At 73.4% G+C, this 13,282-nt stretch carries 13 protein-coding genes; 4 read left to right on the top strand and 9 right to left on the bottom strand.

Annotated elements, in window-relative coordinates:
• The first annotated feature begins 10 nt into the window (after positions 1 to 10).
• Complete coding sequence (locus DY245_RS11480) at positions 11 to 439, top strand: NUDIX domain-containing protein (protein WP_128506297.1); 429 nt, start codon at positions 11 to 13, stop codon at positions 437 to 439.
• A 30-nt stretch (positions 440 to 469) separates the two neighbouring features.
• Here DY245_RS11480 and DY245_RS11475 read toward each other — a convergent pair whose 3' ends face one another.
• From DY245_RS11475 to DY245_RS11460, 5 genes are all read right to left on the bottom strand, one after another.
• Entirely contained in the window at positions 470 to 1,858 is a 1,389-nt protein-coding gene (locus tag DY245_RS11475) for a tetratricopeptide repeat protein (protein WP_128506295.1), read from the bottom strand.
• A 59-nt stretch (positions 1,859 to 1,917) separates the two neighbouring features.
• Complete coding sequence (locus tag DY245_RS44275; protein ID WP_181923626.1) at positions 1,918 to 2,088, bottom strand: hypothetical protein; 171 nt, start codon at positions 2,086 to 2,088, stop codon at positions 1,918 to 1,920.
• Complete coding sequence (locus tag DY245_RS11470; protein WP_128506293.1) at positions 2,043 to 3,800, bottom strand: HEAT repeat domain-containing protein; 1,758 nt, start codon at positions 3,798 to 3,800, stop codon at positions 2,043 to 2,045. Before DY245_RS11470 ends, DY245_RS44275 begins: the two co-directional genes overlap by 46 nt.
• Positions 3,801 to 3,928: 128 nt before the next feature.
• Positions 3,929 to 5,545 (bottom strand): ABC-F family ATP-binding cassette domain-containing protein, encoded by a 1,617-nt coding sequence (locus tag DY245_RS11465; protein ID WP_128506291.1) that lies wholly within the window; start codon positions 5,543 to 5,545, stop codon positions 3,929 to 3,931.
• A 303-nt stretch (positions 5,546 to 5,848) separates the two neighbouring features.
• Positions 5,849 to 7,273, bottom strand: a complete 1,425-nt coding sequence (locus DY245_RS11460) for a cytochrome P450 (protein ID WP_128506289.1) — start codon at positions 7,271 to 7,273, stop codon at positions 5,849 to 5,851.
• 86 nt (positions 7,274 to 7,359) lie between these two features.
• On the opposite strand from DY245_RS11460, the gene DY245_RS11455 reads away from it, so the two are divergent.
• The 3 genes from DY245_RS11455 to DY245_RS11445 all read left to right on the top strand — a co-directional run bounded on the left by DY245_RS11455 (position 7,360) and on the right by DY245_RS11445 (position 9,864).
• Positions 7,360 to 7,767, top strand: coding sequence for a (2Fe-2S) ferredoxin domain-containing protein (locus tag DY245_RS11455; protein ID WP_181923625.1), 408 nt, complete (start codon positions 7,360 to 7,362; stop codon positions 7,765 to 7,767).
• Between the two features lie 163 nt (positions 7,768 to 7,930).
• A complete protein-coding gene (locus DY245_RS11450; protein ID WP_128506287.1) occupies positions 7,931 to 8,698 on the top strand; it encodes a response regulator transcription factor in 768 nt (255 codons plus the stop codon).
• Positions 8,695 to 9,864, top strand: a complete 1,170-nt coding sequence (locus DY245_RS11445; protein WP_128506285.1) for a sensor histidine kinase — start codon at positions 8,695 to 8,697, stop codon at positions 9,862 to 9,864. Before DY245_RS11450 ends, DY245_RS11445 begins: the two co-directional genes overlap by 4 nt.
• On the opposite strand, the gene DY245_RS11440 is transcribed toward DY245_RS11445, so the two are convergent.
• The 4 genes from DY245_RS11440 to DY245_RS11425 all read right to left on the bottom strand — a co-directional run bounded on the left by DY245_RS11440 (position 9,840) and on the right by DY245_RS11425 (position 13,222).
• Positions 9,840 to 11,123, bottom strand: coding sequence for an MFS transporter (locus tag DY245_RS11440; protein WP_128506283.1), 1,284 nt, complete (start codon positions 11,121 to 11,123; stop codon positions 9,840 to 9,842). The genes DY245_RS11445 and DY245_RS11440 overlap by 25 nt on opposite strands.
• Positions 11,120 to 11,683, bottom strand: coding sequence for a winged helix-turn-helix domain-containing protein (locus DY245_RS11435; protein ID WP_128506326.1), 564 nt, complete (start codon positions 11,681 to 11,683; stop codon positions 11,120 to 11,122). The genes DY245_RS11440 and DY245_RS11435 overlap by 4 nt, the downstream gene beginning before the upstream one ends.
• Positions 11,684 to 11,829: 146 nt before the next feature.
• Positions 11,830 to 12,462: a cytochrome b/b6 domain-containing protein gene (locus DY245_RS11430; RefSeq protein WP_128506281.1), complete on the bottom strand. Its 633-nt coding sequence runs from the start codon at positions 12,460 to 12,462 to the stop codon at positions 11,830 to 11,832.
• Positions 12,446 to 13,222, bottom strand: coding sequence for a molybdopterin-dependent oxidoreductase (locus DY245_RS11425; protein ID WP_128506324.1), 777 nt, complete (start codon positions 13,220 to 13,222; stop codon positions 12,446 to 12,448). The genes DY245_RS11430 and DY245_RS11425 overlap by 17 nt, the downstream gene beginning before the upstream one ends.
• Between the last annotated feature and the right edge of the window lie 60 nt (positions 13,223 to 13,282).

Genomic DNA, 13,282 nt, shown 5'->3' with positions numbered 1-13,282 from the left:
AGTGCGGGAGATGGCAGGTGTGGGGCGGCCCCGGGTGTCGGTGTCCTGTGTCTTCGTGTGCCATGACGGCGCCGGGCGGATACTCCTGGCACGACGGAGCGCCGGAGCCAGGGACGAGCCGGGGACCTGGGACTGCGGTGCCGGGGCGCTGGAGTTCGGTGAGACCTTCGAGACGGCCGTGGCGCGGGAGGTGCACGAGGAGTACGGCGTGCGGCCGCTCGGCGTCGAGCAGATCGGGGTGCGCAATGTGCTGCGCGGCGATCCGGTCGATTCGCACTGGGTCGCGGTGGTCTTCGCCGTACGGGTGGAGCCGGACGAGGTGAGGATCTGCGAGCCGCACAAGTTCGACGCGCTGATGTGGTGCGCGCCGGACGCGCTGCCGGCGCCGCTGCATTCGCAGTGCGGCGAGACTCTGGCGCTGTGGCGCGCCGCCGGGTAGGAGCCTGATCCCGCCCGGCGGCGCGCTCGGCTAACCGAAGCGGGAGCCGCCGACCGGGCCGGGTGAGGGGACGTGGTCGCGAGGGCCGGTGAGCCATGCGTCGCGGGCGACGGTGACGAAGCGGGCCAGCTCGGTGTCGGGGTCGGGTGGCGTGTCGCCGTCGCCGGGGTCGGGGGTGGGGTCGGCGCGCAGCAGGTCGTCGGCGACGGCCTGTTCGGGGCGGTCGTCGGGGCGGCTGTTGGTGCTGCCGTCCGCGGTGGCGTGGAGCTGTGCGTCCCAGGGGGCGATGACGAGTTGCCCCAGCAGGGTGCTGATGTCGGCGCTGACGGCCGGGGGCCGGGTCCAGCAGGTGGCGTGCTCGAAGAGGACCTGCCCCGGGGTGCGTCGGCGCAGCCGCGCAAGGACGTCCCGGTCGAGGCCGTTGAGGCGGTGGGCGATGACGACGGTGTCGGTCCGGGCGGCGTCGAACGGCTCGGCGGGCAGATCGAGCAGACCGGCCGCGGCAAGCCCGAGGATGCGGCTGGAGCGGTCGGGGAGCAGCGAGACGGTACGGGGGCGGACCCTGGACCGGGCCAGGACGAGGCGCAGCCGGTGCAGGCCGTGCAGCACCCGCCCGGGGTCCTCCTGGAGGAGGCCGTAGCGTCCGTTCATCCCGACCGCGTAGCCGTAGGGCGAGAGGGTGGTGAGGATGCCGCCGGTCAGTGCGAAGTGCCAGCCGCGCAGGTCGGTGGCGGCGAGCGGGGCCGGGACCTCGGGGGCGGGGCCGGGCTCCAGGGGGTGCGGGGTGGCGGCCGCGCGCAGGGCCAGGGTGCGGCGGAGCATGGCGCGCAGCCGGTGGTGGGCGGGCCGCCAGGGCTCGTCGGGGACGGGCAGCCGGGCGAAGTGGCTGCCCGCGCGGTCCGGGTCGCCGGCCATCAGGGCGTTGTAGGCCAGCAGATAGCGGTCGGGCCAGGGCCGTAGCGTCGCCTCCCGCGCTTCGAGCAGCTCGACCGCCTCCGCGTGCCGGTGTTCGTCCTCAAGGGCGGCCACCAACTCGGTGCGTACGGCGCTTGAGTCGGGGGCGTGGCGCAGGGCCTCGCGCAGCGGGCGGAGGGCGAGGAAGGCGGCGCCCCGGTCGAGGCAGGCATGGCCGAAGTCGTGGAGAAGCCGGGGGTCCTGGGCGTCGGAGACGAGCGCGTCGGCGGCCTCGGCAAGGTTGCCGAAGTCCCGTGCGTGGGCGAGGCGGCCGACGATCCGGGCCACGTCGGGGAGCGGCAGATCGTCGGCGCCGCGGAGCGCGCGCAGGGTGCCGCGGGCGTCGCCGGACGCGGCCAGGCGGAGGAGCCGGGCGATGCCGGGGTCGGTGTCCATGGGGGTGTTGTGATGGGTGTGGTGGTCGGTGTGGGTGTCGGTGGAGGGGCGGTGGCTGTGCGTGGTCATGGTGAGGCCTCGTGTTCGGGCCCGCCGCAGGCGGGTGGGGCGAAGCGGGCGGTGGCTGCCTACGGGGCGGCGGGTGCCGTGATGGCGGCGACGGTGCGGGACGCCGCTTCGAGCAGCCGCTCGTCGCCGTCCATCTCGGCGTCCTCGGATCCGTTGCAGAGCGGGATGCGGGTGGTCCGGTCGATCAGCTCACGCAGGCGGGGCAGCGCCGGGCGTGCGTGCTCCCCCATGGCGGCGAGGGTGTCCATCGCGACGGGGCCGAAGAGGTCGTCGTCGAGGTACTGCGACAGCAGGGCGAGGAGTTCGCCGGCGGCCGGCGGGCCCTCGTGGCGCCACAGGGCGAGCGCGCCGTACACCTGTGTGGCGCCGGCCCGTTCCAGGACGTAACTCCGCAGCTTGCGGGACTGGTCCGGATCGAGGCCGCCGTGGTCGAGCAGCCATCGGAAGAGGGCGGAGTGGTCAGGTACGTAGCGACGCTTTGGGGGGCGGGAGCGCAGGTAGGACTCGATGTGCCGGCGGTCGCCGGTGATCCGGGAGAGGGCGAGCGCCCGGTGGCCCGCATGTCGCCGGGAATCCCGGGTGAGCCCTTCGAGCAGCGGCAACGCGGCCGCGGCGGGGGGCCCGATCCGGCCGAGGGAGGTGACCAGGCAGAGCTCCCGCCAGGTGGCCCACTCGGCGCCGAGTGCGTCACGTGCGGCGCACTCGGCGCGGAGCGCCTCGATGAGCTCGGGGACGCAGGCGGCGGCCGCCGGGCCGAGGTCGCCGGGCCGAGGTCGCCGGTGATCGAGGCGGCCGCGTACACCACACCACTGTCGTCGGAACGGAGCAACTCCCGTAGCCGAGGCACCAGTTGACCGGGATCGGCGGTGCCGGAGCGCAGCAGACCGCGTACCGCGGCGACCGCGCCGGCAGGCGGGCCGCCCGAGGCCATCCGGGCATGGACGTAGGGGGCGGCCCGCGGGTCGTCGATCACGGCGAGGGCGCAGGCGATCTTCCACTCCGTGTCGGCGGCGGTGTCCCCGGCCGGCAGCAGCGCGGTCAGATCGTCGGCGGCCAGACGGGTGGCGGTGCGGGAGGCGCAGAGGGTGTCCACGACACGGTCGCGCAGATCGGGCGGTGCGGTGGGGAGCAGGCGGACCAGATGCGGCGTCAGGGTGCCGGGCGCGGCCCGCCATCCCTGGAAGGCCCGCCGCGCCAGGTCCACGCCGACCCGCTGTCCATACGGGCCCGCGGTGCCGGCCAGCAGCCGGGTGGCGAGGGCGTAGCAGTGCCGCTCGCGGTCCCGCCGGAACAGGGCACTGCCCCAGCGGAGGCCGGTCGGCCGGATGCGGTCGGTGTCGGCGGCGGTCAGCGCGGCGACCTCCGCCTCCGCCTGGGCATCGAGTGCGGGCCATCGCTCCCGCGGCGCCGTCGCCAGCTCCTCGATGCAGGCGAGCAGGCGGATTTCGGGCAGCGGGTCGGCGCGCAGCGGTCCGGGCGGGCAGTGGGTGTCGGGCGTGTGGAGCAGGGCGTTCGCGAGGGCGATACGGGTTACCGGGTCGGTGAGTTCATCGAGTGCCGTACGGGCCCGCTCCGCGCCGCCGGCGCGCACGAGGAGCTGGGCGGCGGCCCGGCGGGCGTCCGGATCCGGGTCGTGGAGCCGGGCCGCCGCCGCGTCGATCGGGCCCTGCCATGGTGTGCGGCGGCCGAAGGCCAGCTCACCGAGCAGGGTGAGCGCGGTGCGGCGTACGACGGGGCAGTGTTTGTCGGTGAGGCTGATCAGCGCTTGGGTGACCGGGCCGTCCTGGTCGGCTTGTACCGCGTCGAAGACGGTGGTTCTGGCCGGGGTGCCCGGGGTGCGTACGGATCCGTCGACGACCGCTGCGGTCACTTCGGCGAGGCGGTCGCGGTCGACGGCTGACGGGGCGGAGGCCGGGTCCTGGCCCGGGGTCCGCGCGGTCATCGGGTGGGGCGGTGGCCGCCCTTCCTGTAGGTCATGCGAAGGATCATGACCCACGGGAAGGGGATCGGCAACCGGATTTCCGGGAGGGGCGGACGGCGCTCCTCGCACCGTCCGCCCCCTGCCCGCGTCTACAGCGGTTCGATGTCGGTCAGTTCACCGTCCTCCAGCGCGAGCCAGCGTGTGATGCCGAGTTCCCGCAGGAACGTCAGATCGTGACTGACGACCATGAGCGCGCCCTCGTAGGACTCCAGCGCCGTGACGAGCCGGCGCACCGACGCCATGTCGAGGTTGTTGGTCGGCTCGTCGAGCATCAGCAGCTGCGGGGCCGGCTCGGCCAGCATCAGCGCGGCGAGCGAGGCGCGGAAGCGTTCGCCCCCGGAGAGGGTGCCGGCCTGCTGGTCGGCGCGGGCGCCCTTGAACAGGAAGCGGGCGAGCCGGGCCCGGATGCGGTTGTTGGTGGCGTCCGGGGCGAAGCGCGCGACGTTCTCGACGACGGTCAGCGCATCGTCGAGGACCTCCAGACGCTGCGGGAGGAAGCGGTACGGGACATGGGTCCCTGCCGTGCCGGCCTCCGGCGGCAGCTCGCCGGCGACGGTCCGCAGCAGGGTGGTCTTGCCGGAGCCGTTGCGGCCGGTCAGCGCGATCCGTTCGGGGCCGCGCACCTCCAGGTCGGCGCGGGCGCCGTAACGGGCCTGCAGGGCGCGCAGGGTGAGTACGGTCCGGCCCGGCGGCACGGCGGTGTGCGGCAGGTCGATACGGATCTCGTCGTCGTCCCGGACCGCTTCGGCGGCCTCGTCGAGGCGTTCCCTGGCCTCCTTGAGGCGTTCGGTGTGCATGATGCGGTGTTTGCCCGCGGATACCTGGGCCTCCCTCTTGCGCTCGTTCATGATGATCTTCGGCTCGCGTTTGTTGGCGGTCATCTTGTTGCCGTAGCGGACCCGTCGGGCCAACTTGACGTGGGCGTCGGCCAGTTCGCGCTTCTGGCGGTGTACGTCGGCCTCGGCGACCCGCACCATCCGCTCGGCCGCCTCCTGTTCGACGGCCAGCGCCTGTTCGTATGCGCTGAAGTTGCCGCCGTACCAGTGGATCTCGCCGCCACGGAGGTCGGCGATCCGGTCGACGAGTTCGAGGAGTTCGCGGTCGTGGCTGACCACGACGAGCACCCCGGACCAGCCGGCGACCGCGGCGTACAGCCGTTGCCGGGCCGCCCGGTCGAGGTTGTTGGTGGGCTCGTCGAGCAGCAGCACGTCCGGGCGGCGCAGCAGCAGGGCGGCCAGCCGCAGCAGGACGGACTCGCCGCCGGAGATCTCGCCGATGGTGCGGTCCAGGTCGATGCCGTGCAGCCCGAGCTGGTCGAGGGTGGCGCGGGCGCGCTCCTCGACGTCCCAGTCGTCGCCGATGGCGGTGAAGTGCTCCTCGTGGGCGTCGCCGCTCTCGATGGCGTGCAGGGCGGCGCGTGCCGCGGCGATACCGAGCGCCTGGTCGACCCGCAGACCGGTGTCGAGCGGGGCGTGCTGCGGGAGGTAGCCGACCTCGCCTGCGACCTTGACGCTGCCCGCGGTCGGGGTCAGTTCGCCCGCGATCAGCTTCAACAGGGTTGATTTTCCTGATCCGTTGACGCCGATGAGGCCGGTACGGCCGGGGCCGACGGCGAGCTGGAAGTCCTCCAGGACGGGGCTGCCGTCGGGCCAGGTGAAGCCGAGGCCGGTGCAGACGATGGAGGTGGGTGTGGCGGAGGTGGACATACAGGTCTCCTGGATGCGCGTGAAAGGTGGTGGACAGCGCAGGGAGACACCGCGGGAAGGGCCCGGACGGCAGCGTGGGCGGTTGGACGCCGAGGTCGCACGCGGGGCCGCGCGGCGGGTGCGTACAGCTCCACAGAGGGCTGCACCTTCCGGCGCGGGCGCGGTGTCTCAAGACCTCAGACGAGCAACGGCCTTCTCCAATCGACGGCAATGGGGCCGAGGAAGACGGTACGGGGGGCGCCGCCAAAACGCAAACGCTATTTTCGTTGCGTTTATGTGCCGGCGGGGCGGCGCCCCCAGGGGCTACTCCCCCACGCGCTCGCGCCGGCGCAGACGCACCCGGGCCGGGCCGGTCGCCTGAAGGGTGATGCCGGCGGCGACCGGCACCTCCTCGTCCACGGCCTGAAGTTCGTACGAGCGCAGCAGCATCGCCAGCGCCAGCACCGACTCCAGCATCGAGAAGTGCTGCCCGATACAGGCGCGCGGGCCGCCGCCGAACGGGAACCAGGCGTAGCGGTGCCGCTCCGCCTCCCGCTCGGGTGCGAAGCGCCGCGGATCGAAGCGTTCCGGGTCCTCCCACAGGTGGGGGTTCCGGTGGGTGACCCAGGGCGCGACGACCACATCGGCACCGGCCGGGATGCGGAATCCGCCGATCTCGGTGGCCTCGACGGCCCGGCGGCTGACGACCGGCGCCGCCGGATACAGCCGCATGGACTCCTTGAGCGCCTGGGTCAGATACGGCAGCCGGTCCAGGTCGGCGGCCGTGGGGGTGCGGTCCGCCAGGACACGGTCGATCTCCTCGCGGACCCGGGCCTGTTCCTCGGGGTGGCGGGCCAGGAGGTGGAGCGTGAAGGCCAGGGACGTCGCGGTGGTCTCGTGCCCGGCCAGCAGGAAGATCAGGACCTGTTCGCGGACCTCGGTGGCGTCGAGCGAGCCGTCCTGCTCGTTGCCGGCCGCGGCAAGGAGGGAGAGCAGATCGTCGCCCTCGCCGGCCTCGTCGTCCCCCGTCGTTCCGGCCGCCGCCCGCCGGTCCGCGATGATGCGGTCGCAGAGCGCGTTCAGCTCGTCGGTGGCGGCCCGGGCCCGCAGATTCCCGGGCGTGGGCCACTCGCGCGGGACCTTCACGGGGACGTAGGCACGCCGTACGACATAGGCGTTGATGACCGGGGCGCAGCGGTGGATGGCGTCCACGGCCTGCTCGGCGTCCAGGCCGAAGAGGATCCGGGTGACGGTGCGCAGCGCGAGCCGGTTCATCTCGGTGACCAGGTCGACGGTGCCGCCGTCGGTGGTCCGCCAGCGGTCGACGAGGGTGTCGGCCTCGGCCGTCACGGCCGAGGCGTAGCTGTCCACCCGGCGCTTGGTGAACAGCGGCTGCACCAGCCGCCGCTGCCTGAGGTAGTCGGCGTCCTGGCTGGTGAGCAGGCCGTTGCCGAAGGCCTGCCGGACCTCCTCGTAGAGCGGGTGGTCCTTACGGAAGTTGGCGGCCTGGGAGGCCAGGATCTGCTGGACACCCTCGGGCGCGAAGACCGCGTGGAAGACACTGCGCAGACCGGGCGGGCCGGCCTCCAGGCGGACCACATCGCCGTACTCGCGCTGGGCCGTCAGGAACGTACTGAGGGAGTCGCGCCGGAGGTCGAGCATCGAGCCGAGAACGGGGAGGCCGGCCGGGCCGGGTATCGCGGTGTCCGGTGCGGGACCGGGCTGGGGGTGGGACTCGGTGACGGGCATGCTCGGATTTCTATCCCGGATGCGCGGATTTCTATCCCGCCCCCTCCCGGCGTCGTGCCCCGCACCGCCCACGTAGCATGCACCGGATGATCAACAAGCGTGCCGACCGGGCGGCCACCGCCTCCGCGGCCCCGTGCCGGGTCACCGTCTGCCGCGGCTGCTGCTGTGGCGACGGGGCCAAGATCCCGGGCGTCGACCACGCCGGGCAGATCCCGCGCCTGCGCGCGGCGCTCGACGGCGCGGCGCCGGTGCGGGCCTCGGAGTGCCTGGACGTGTGCGACCAGGCGAATGTGGTCGTGGTCCAGCCGTCGGCGGCGGGCCGGGCCGCGGGCGGGCGCCCGGTGTGGCTGGGGCTGGTCAACGACGACGATGCGCTGGACGACATCGCCGCCTGGATACGCGCCGGCGGGCCGGGCATCGCGGAGCCGCCGGGTGTGCTCGATCTGTACGCGATCACGGTGTCTCGGCGGGTACGGGAGGGGCTGGAGGGCTGAGCCACCGGGCCCCGGCCCGGCAGGTCCCCACCCGCGGCGGCGCGGGACACCGACGGTCACCGGTTACCGGAGTCTTACGACGGCGGGCCCGGCCGCCCGTCACCGCGCCCCCTGGTGTTGGCTGGAAGCATGACGTACCTCCCGGGAAGGGCCCACTGACCCCGTGCACCGCGCAACGCCGCCCTCCGCACCCCAGCCCGCACCGTCGCACGGGCCGCCGCGCCGTGTCCTGGTCGTCGAGGACGATCCGACCGTCGCCGAGGTCGTCACCGGCTATCTCTCCCGCGCCGGCTACACCACCGAGCACGCCGCCGACGGTTTCGCCGCCCTCGAACGGGCCGCGGACTTCCGCCCGCATCTCGTCGTCCTCGATCTGATGCTGCCGGGCATCGACGGCCTGGAGGTGTGCCGTCGGCTGCGCCGCGCCGACGAGGGCCCCGCGGTCCCGGTGGTGATGCTGACGGCGCGCGGCGAGGAGGCGGACCGCATTCTCGGGCTGGAGCTGGGCGCGGACGACTATGTGACCAAGCCGTTCAGTCCGCGGGAGCTGGTGCTGCGGATCGGCTCGGTGCTGCGCCGTGCGGAGTCCGCGCCGCCGGCCGCGGCGCCCGCTCCCGTACTGCGGGCCGGGGATCTCAGCGCCGATCCCGGCGGCCGGCGGGCCGACCGCGCCGGACGTGAACTCTCCCTCACCGCCCGCGAGTTCGATCTGCTGGTCTTCCTGATGCGGCACCCGGGCCGGGTCTTCTCTCGGGAGGAGTTGCTGCACCGGGTCTGGGGGTGGGAGTTCGGCGATCTGTCGACGGTGACCGTGCATGTACGGCGGCTGCGCGAGAAGATCGAGGAGGATCCGGCCGCGCCGCGGCTGGTGACGACGGTCTGGGGCGCCGGCTACCGCTTCGATCCCGTGGGAGGCGAGCCTCGGTCATGACGGACTTCCTGGTCATCGTGGCGCTGGCGGCGCTCGGCGCGGCGCTGGCGGGGCTGCTCGCCGCGCCCGCGGTACGGGCGCTGCGGCGGCGCTCGGTCGCGCTGTCGCTGTTCGCGGTGGCGGCGCTGGCGGTGGCCGCGATGGCGGCGGGGACGGTGGCGGTCGCCCAGGCGATGTTCCTTTCCGGGCACGACCTGGGCGTGGTGATGGCCGTGGTCGCGGTCTCCGGGGTGGTGTCGCTGGCGGCCGCGCTGCTCTTCGGCCGGCGGATCGCGGCGGGCAGCCGGGAGCTGGCGCGGTCGGCCCGTACGGTCGGCAGCGAGGGCGGATTCGTGGCGCCCGCCGAGCCGCCGACGGCGGAACTGGCCGCGCTGTCAAGGGCGTTGGAGGAGACCAGCGGACGGCTCGCCGAGGCACGGGAGCGCGAGCGGGCGCTGGATGCCTCACGGCGCGAGCTGATCGCCGGGATCTCGCACGATCTGCGCACGCCGCTCGCCGGGCTGCGGGCGATGGCCGAGGCGCTGGAGGACGGCGTGGCCGAGGACACCGCGCGCTATCACTCCCGGATGCGGATCGAGGTGGACCGGCTGGCCGCGATGGTCGACGACCTCTTCGAACTGTCCCGTATCCAGGCCGGGGCGCTGGCGCTGACCCTCTCGCGGGTGTCGGTGTACGACCTCGTGGACGAGGCGCTGGCGGGGGCCGGGCCGCTGGCGCGGGCGAGCGGGGTGCGGCTGGTCGACGGCGGGGTGGCGCCGCTGCCGGTACGGGTGGACGCCCAGCAGATCACCCGCGTCCTCGGCAATCTGCTGGTCAACGCGATCCGTGCGACACCGGCCGACGGCACCGTCGCGGTCAGCGCACGGCACGAGGAGGGCCGGGTGGTCCTCGCGGTCGAGGACGGCTGCGGCGGTATCCCGCCGGAGGATCTGGCGCGGGTCTTCGACACCGGCTGGCGCGGGGGTGCGGCGCGCACCCCGCGCGCGGACGGCCAGGGCGGTGCGGGGCTCGGGCTGGCGATCGTCCGCGGCATCGTGGAGGCCCACGAGGGCCGGGCGACGGTACGGAACACCGGCGCCGGCTGCCGCTTCGAGGTGGCGCTGCCGTCGGCGGAAGCACCCAAGGAGCCGCGGCCGGCGCCTCATGAGGAGCCGCCGGCGGGCTGAGCTGCCGGTTCCGGGGTCGTGTCCGTACGGCGGGCGGGCAGGTCGCGGACGGTCCGTATCGGCGAGAAGACCAGGACCAGGGCGGCCAGCGGCACACCGGCAGTCATGATCCACATTGCCGTGCGGACGCCCAGGGCGGAGCCGAGCGCGCCGCCGAGCAGCGCCCCCAGCGGCAGGGTGCCGTAATTGAGGAACGCGCTGCTGGCGACCAGCCGGCCGAGCAGCGGCGGCGGGCAGTAGCCCTGCTGGAAGCTCACCTTGAGGATATTGCCGGCCACCACGCCCGCGGAGACCCCGAAGCTGCCCACGACGTAGAGCAGTGTCCCGGCGCCCGGGACGGTGAGCGGGATCAGCAACGCCGTGCTGGACAGACCCAGTTCGAACAGCAGGATGGCGCGGGCGGTGCCGATCCGGTCGGCGGTCCGGCGTACCACGAAGGCGCCCGCGATACCGCCCGTGCTGGCCAGCGCCAGCAGCCCGCCGACCGCGCCGGGCGACAGGCCGACCTCGCGGACCAGGAAGACCGTCAGGAGGGACTGGTAGCCCATGAGGGCGAGGTTGGAGGTCGCGCCGAAGACCGTCAGCGTACGGAACCATCTGTCGCCGGCGACCAGTCGCAGCCCCTCGGCGACCTCCTTGGCCAGCGACCGCGGCGCGCGGTCCCCGGCCTCGGGGCGCGGTTCGCGGTACCGGATGCCCAGCAGGCAGCACAGCGAGACCAGGAAGGTGGCGGCGTTGGCGAACAACCCGTTTACCGCGCCCGCCAGTTGGGCGATGAGGCCGCCGGCGCCCTGCCCGGCGATCTGCGCCGCGGAGGCGCTGCCGTGCAGCTTGGCGTTGCCCTCGGACTGGTCGTCCGGCGCGAGCAGGGTGGGGAGGTAGGCGCTGTAGGCGGTCTGGAAGAGCACCGCCGCCGCGCCGGTCAGCAGAGCCACGGCGATCAGCAGCCCGAGACTGAGCCCGCCGGACCGGGCCAGGACGGGTACGGCGGCGAACAGCACCAGTGACACCGCGGCGGCGGCCAGCATCAGGGGGCGGCGGCGCAACCGGTCCACCCATACGCCGACCGGGAGGCCGATGAGCAGCCAGGGCAGCCAGCTGCACGCGCTGAGCAGTCCGACCGCGAAGGTGGAGGCGTGCAGTGTCGACACCGCCACCAGCGGCATGGTCACGTTGGTGACCGCCGCGCCGAACCTGCCCGCCGTCTCGCCGCACCACAACAGCCTGAAGTCGCGGTGTCTGCGCAGCAGTCCGCTCATCGCGCGTCCCGTTCCTTGCGCGGGAAGGACTGCAGTTGGACCATGACGGGCAGCGCGTCCTCGCCGTCCGCCGCATCCCCGCCCCCGGTCGCCGCCCGGTGCCGGTCGATGACGCTCATCAACTCGGCGTTCAGCGACTCCAGTTGACCCGGGGTCAGCCGCAGATCGGACCAGCGGGAGAGCGTGCCGGCGTCCCGCCAGACCGGGTCCCAGTCCTCGGCGAGATAGGTGGCGACCTGATGGAAGCCCCGCCGGACGATCTCGTCCAGATAGACCGACAGGGCGCCCCGGGTCTCCGGATCGTCGCGGAATTCGGTGGTGTTGAGGTGATGGGAGACGCGGACGGCCTTCCACCAGCGCTCACGCTTGGTGCCGCGGCCCGTCTCCTCCTCGATGAAGCCGTGGTCGGCGAGGTGGCGCAGATGCCAGCTGACCGTGCCGGTGTTCTCACCGAGGCGGCGGCCGAGTCCGGTGGCGGTGTCCGGGCCGTCGAGGGTCAGCAGTTCCAGGATGCGCATCCGCAGCGGGTGGGCCAGACCGCGCAGGCTACGGGCGTCCATCGTGCGGGTGGGCGGTGCGGCGGGCGAGGCCGGCCGGGGCGGCTGATGCGCGGAGGCGTCGTCGGTCATGGTCCTCAGCATAGAGTTGCAGAGGCTCCTCTGCATAGAGGTCTCTGCAGAGAATTCTCTGCAACTTGAGGGCGCGCCTACCGAGTTGGGTCCTCCTCCTGCTTCCACAACGGATGCTCATGCCTGGCCCAGTGCGCATCCACCGACCCGGTGCGCAGCCCGCGGCGGGACTCGGGATCGCGGTACGCCATCCACACATGACCGGCGATGACGACGATCACGGTGAGCGCGAGCCAGTCGTGGACGAAGGTGGCGCCGGTGCGCCACACCAGGGGCGCGAGATGGGTGAACCACATCAGCAGGCCGGTGCCCATCATCACGAGGACCGCGCCGGCGATCCAGGCGGCGTACAGCTTCTGGCCGGCGTTGAACTTTCCGGCGGGACGCCCCCCTCGACGGCGCAGTGCGGCGCGCAGCCACTGGCGGTCGTGCCGGCCGAAGCGGTTGAGGCGGGTGAGGTCGGCGCGCAGGGCGCGGGAGCCCAGGCCGAGCAGCAGCGGGACCGGCAGCAGGATGCCGGACCACTCGTGGACGGTGACCATCAGGGCGCGGCGGCCGACGAGTTCGGCGAGGAAGGGGAGGTAGAGGCAGCCCGCGGTGAGCACACAGACGGCCATCAAGGTGGCGGTGGCGCGGTGCACCCAGTGTTCGGCGCGGGTGAAGCGCGGCACCCGGGGGCGGGCCGTGGCGCGCTCAGGTGGTCGGGACATCGTCGCGTCCGTTCGACCGTCCGACCCAGGCATCGACGTCATATCCCAACTGCTCCCAGTATCCGGGCTCGACATGGTCGGTGACAGTGATCTTGGAGAGCCACTTCGCCGACTTGTAGAAGTACATGGGCGCCACATAGAGGCGCACCGGCCCGCCGTGGTCATGGCCGAGCGGCTTGTCCTGCATCCGCAGCGCCACCAGGACGTCGTCGCGCCGGGCCTGTTCGAGGGTCAGGGACTCGCTGTAGGCGCCGTCGAAACAGGTGAAGCGGACGGCCTTGGCCTGCGGGCGGACACCCGCGGCATCGAGCAGGGCCGAGAGGCGTACGCCCTGGAAGGGGGTTTTGGGCACCCGCCATCCGGTGACGCACTGGACGTCGCGGACGAGCCGGGTCTGCGGCAGTGCGCGCAGATCCGCCAGGCGGTAGCTGGCGCGGTGGCGCACCAGGCCGTCGACGGTGAGGCGGTAGCTGCGCTCGTCCTTGTGCGGTACGGAGCCGGTCACCGAGTAGTAGCGGAAACCGCCGCCGGCCGGGAGCAGACCGGACAGCCCGGTGGGGTCCTTCTGTGCGGCGGCTCCGAGGGTGTTGTCGTAGGCGCGCTGCAGGAAGGGGGCCGCGGCGACACCGGCGGCGCCGCCCGCGAGCATGCCGAGCACCACACGGCGGCCGATGGGGGTACCCCGCCCGTCCTCGCCGCCGCCGTCCGCGGCGCGGGCCGGATTCGCGTCTTTGGTCACCCTTCGATTCGAGCACCCCATGGGCGCGGGGGCCAGCGTCCGGGCCACGGCGTCAGACTTTCGTCATCACCGGCGCCAAGA

The organism is Streptomyces inhibens (assembly GCF_003389455.1).
In the GTDB taxonomy this organism is placed as follows: Bacteria; Actinomycetota; Actinomycetes; order Streptomycetales; family Streptomycetaceae; genus Streptomyces; species Streptomyces inhibens.
The sequence above is the reverse complement of the archived record's forward strand: the minus strand, read 5'-3'. Positions and strand labels throughout refer to the sequence as shown.

Coding starts and splice junctions, on each gene's coding strand:
- DY245_RS11480 (WP_128506297.1), top strand. CDS start 11: ATGGCAGGTGTGGGGCGGCCCCGGGTGTCGGTGTCCTGTGTCTTCGTG.
- DY245_RS11475 (WP_128506295.1), bottom strand. CDS start 1,858: ATGACCACGCACAGCCACCGCCCCTCCACCGACACCCACACCGACCAC.
- DY245_RS44275 (WP_181923626.1), bottom strand. CDS start 2,088: ATGGGGGAGCACGCACGCCCGGCGCTGCCCCGCCTGCGTGAGCTGATC.
- DY245_RS11470 (WP_128506293.1), bottom strand. CDS start 3,800: ATGACCGCGCGGACCCCGGGCCAGGACCCGGCCTCCGCCCCGTCAGCC.
- DY245_RS11465 (WP_128506291.1), bottom strand. CDS start 5,545: ATGTCCACCTCCGCCACACCCACCTCCATCGTCTGCACCGGCCTCGGC.
- DY245_RS11460 (WP_128506289.1), bottom strand. CDS start 7,273: ATGCCCGTCACCGAGTCCCACCCCCAGCCCGGTCCCGCACCGGACACC.
- DY245_RS11455 (WP_181923625.1), top strand. CDS start 7,360: ATGATCAACAAGCGTGCCGACCGGGCGGCCACCGCCTCCGCGGCCCCG.
- DY245_RS11445 (WP_128506285.1), top strand. CDS start 8,695: ATGACGGACTTCCTGGTCATCGTGGCGCTGGCGGCGCTCGGCGCGGCG.
- DY245_RS11440 (WP_128506283.1), bottom strand. CDS start 11,123: ATGAGCGGACTGCTGCGCAGACACCGCGACTTCAGGCTGTTGTGGTGC.
- DY245_RS11435 (WP_128506326.1), bottom strand. CDS start 11,683: ATGGACGCCCGTAGCCTGCGCGGTCTGGCCCACCCGCTGCGGATGCGC.
- DY245_RS11430 (WP_128506281.1), bottom strand. CDS start 12,462: ATGTCCCGACCACCTGAGCGCGCCACGGCCCGCCCCCGGGTGCCGCGC.
- DY245_RS11425 (WP_128506324.1), bottom strand. CDS start 13,222: ATGGGGTGCTCGAATCGAAGGGTGACCAAAGACGCGAATCCGGCCCGC.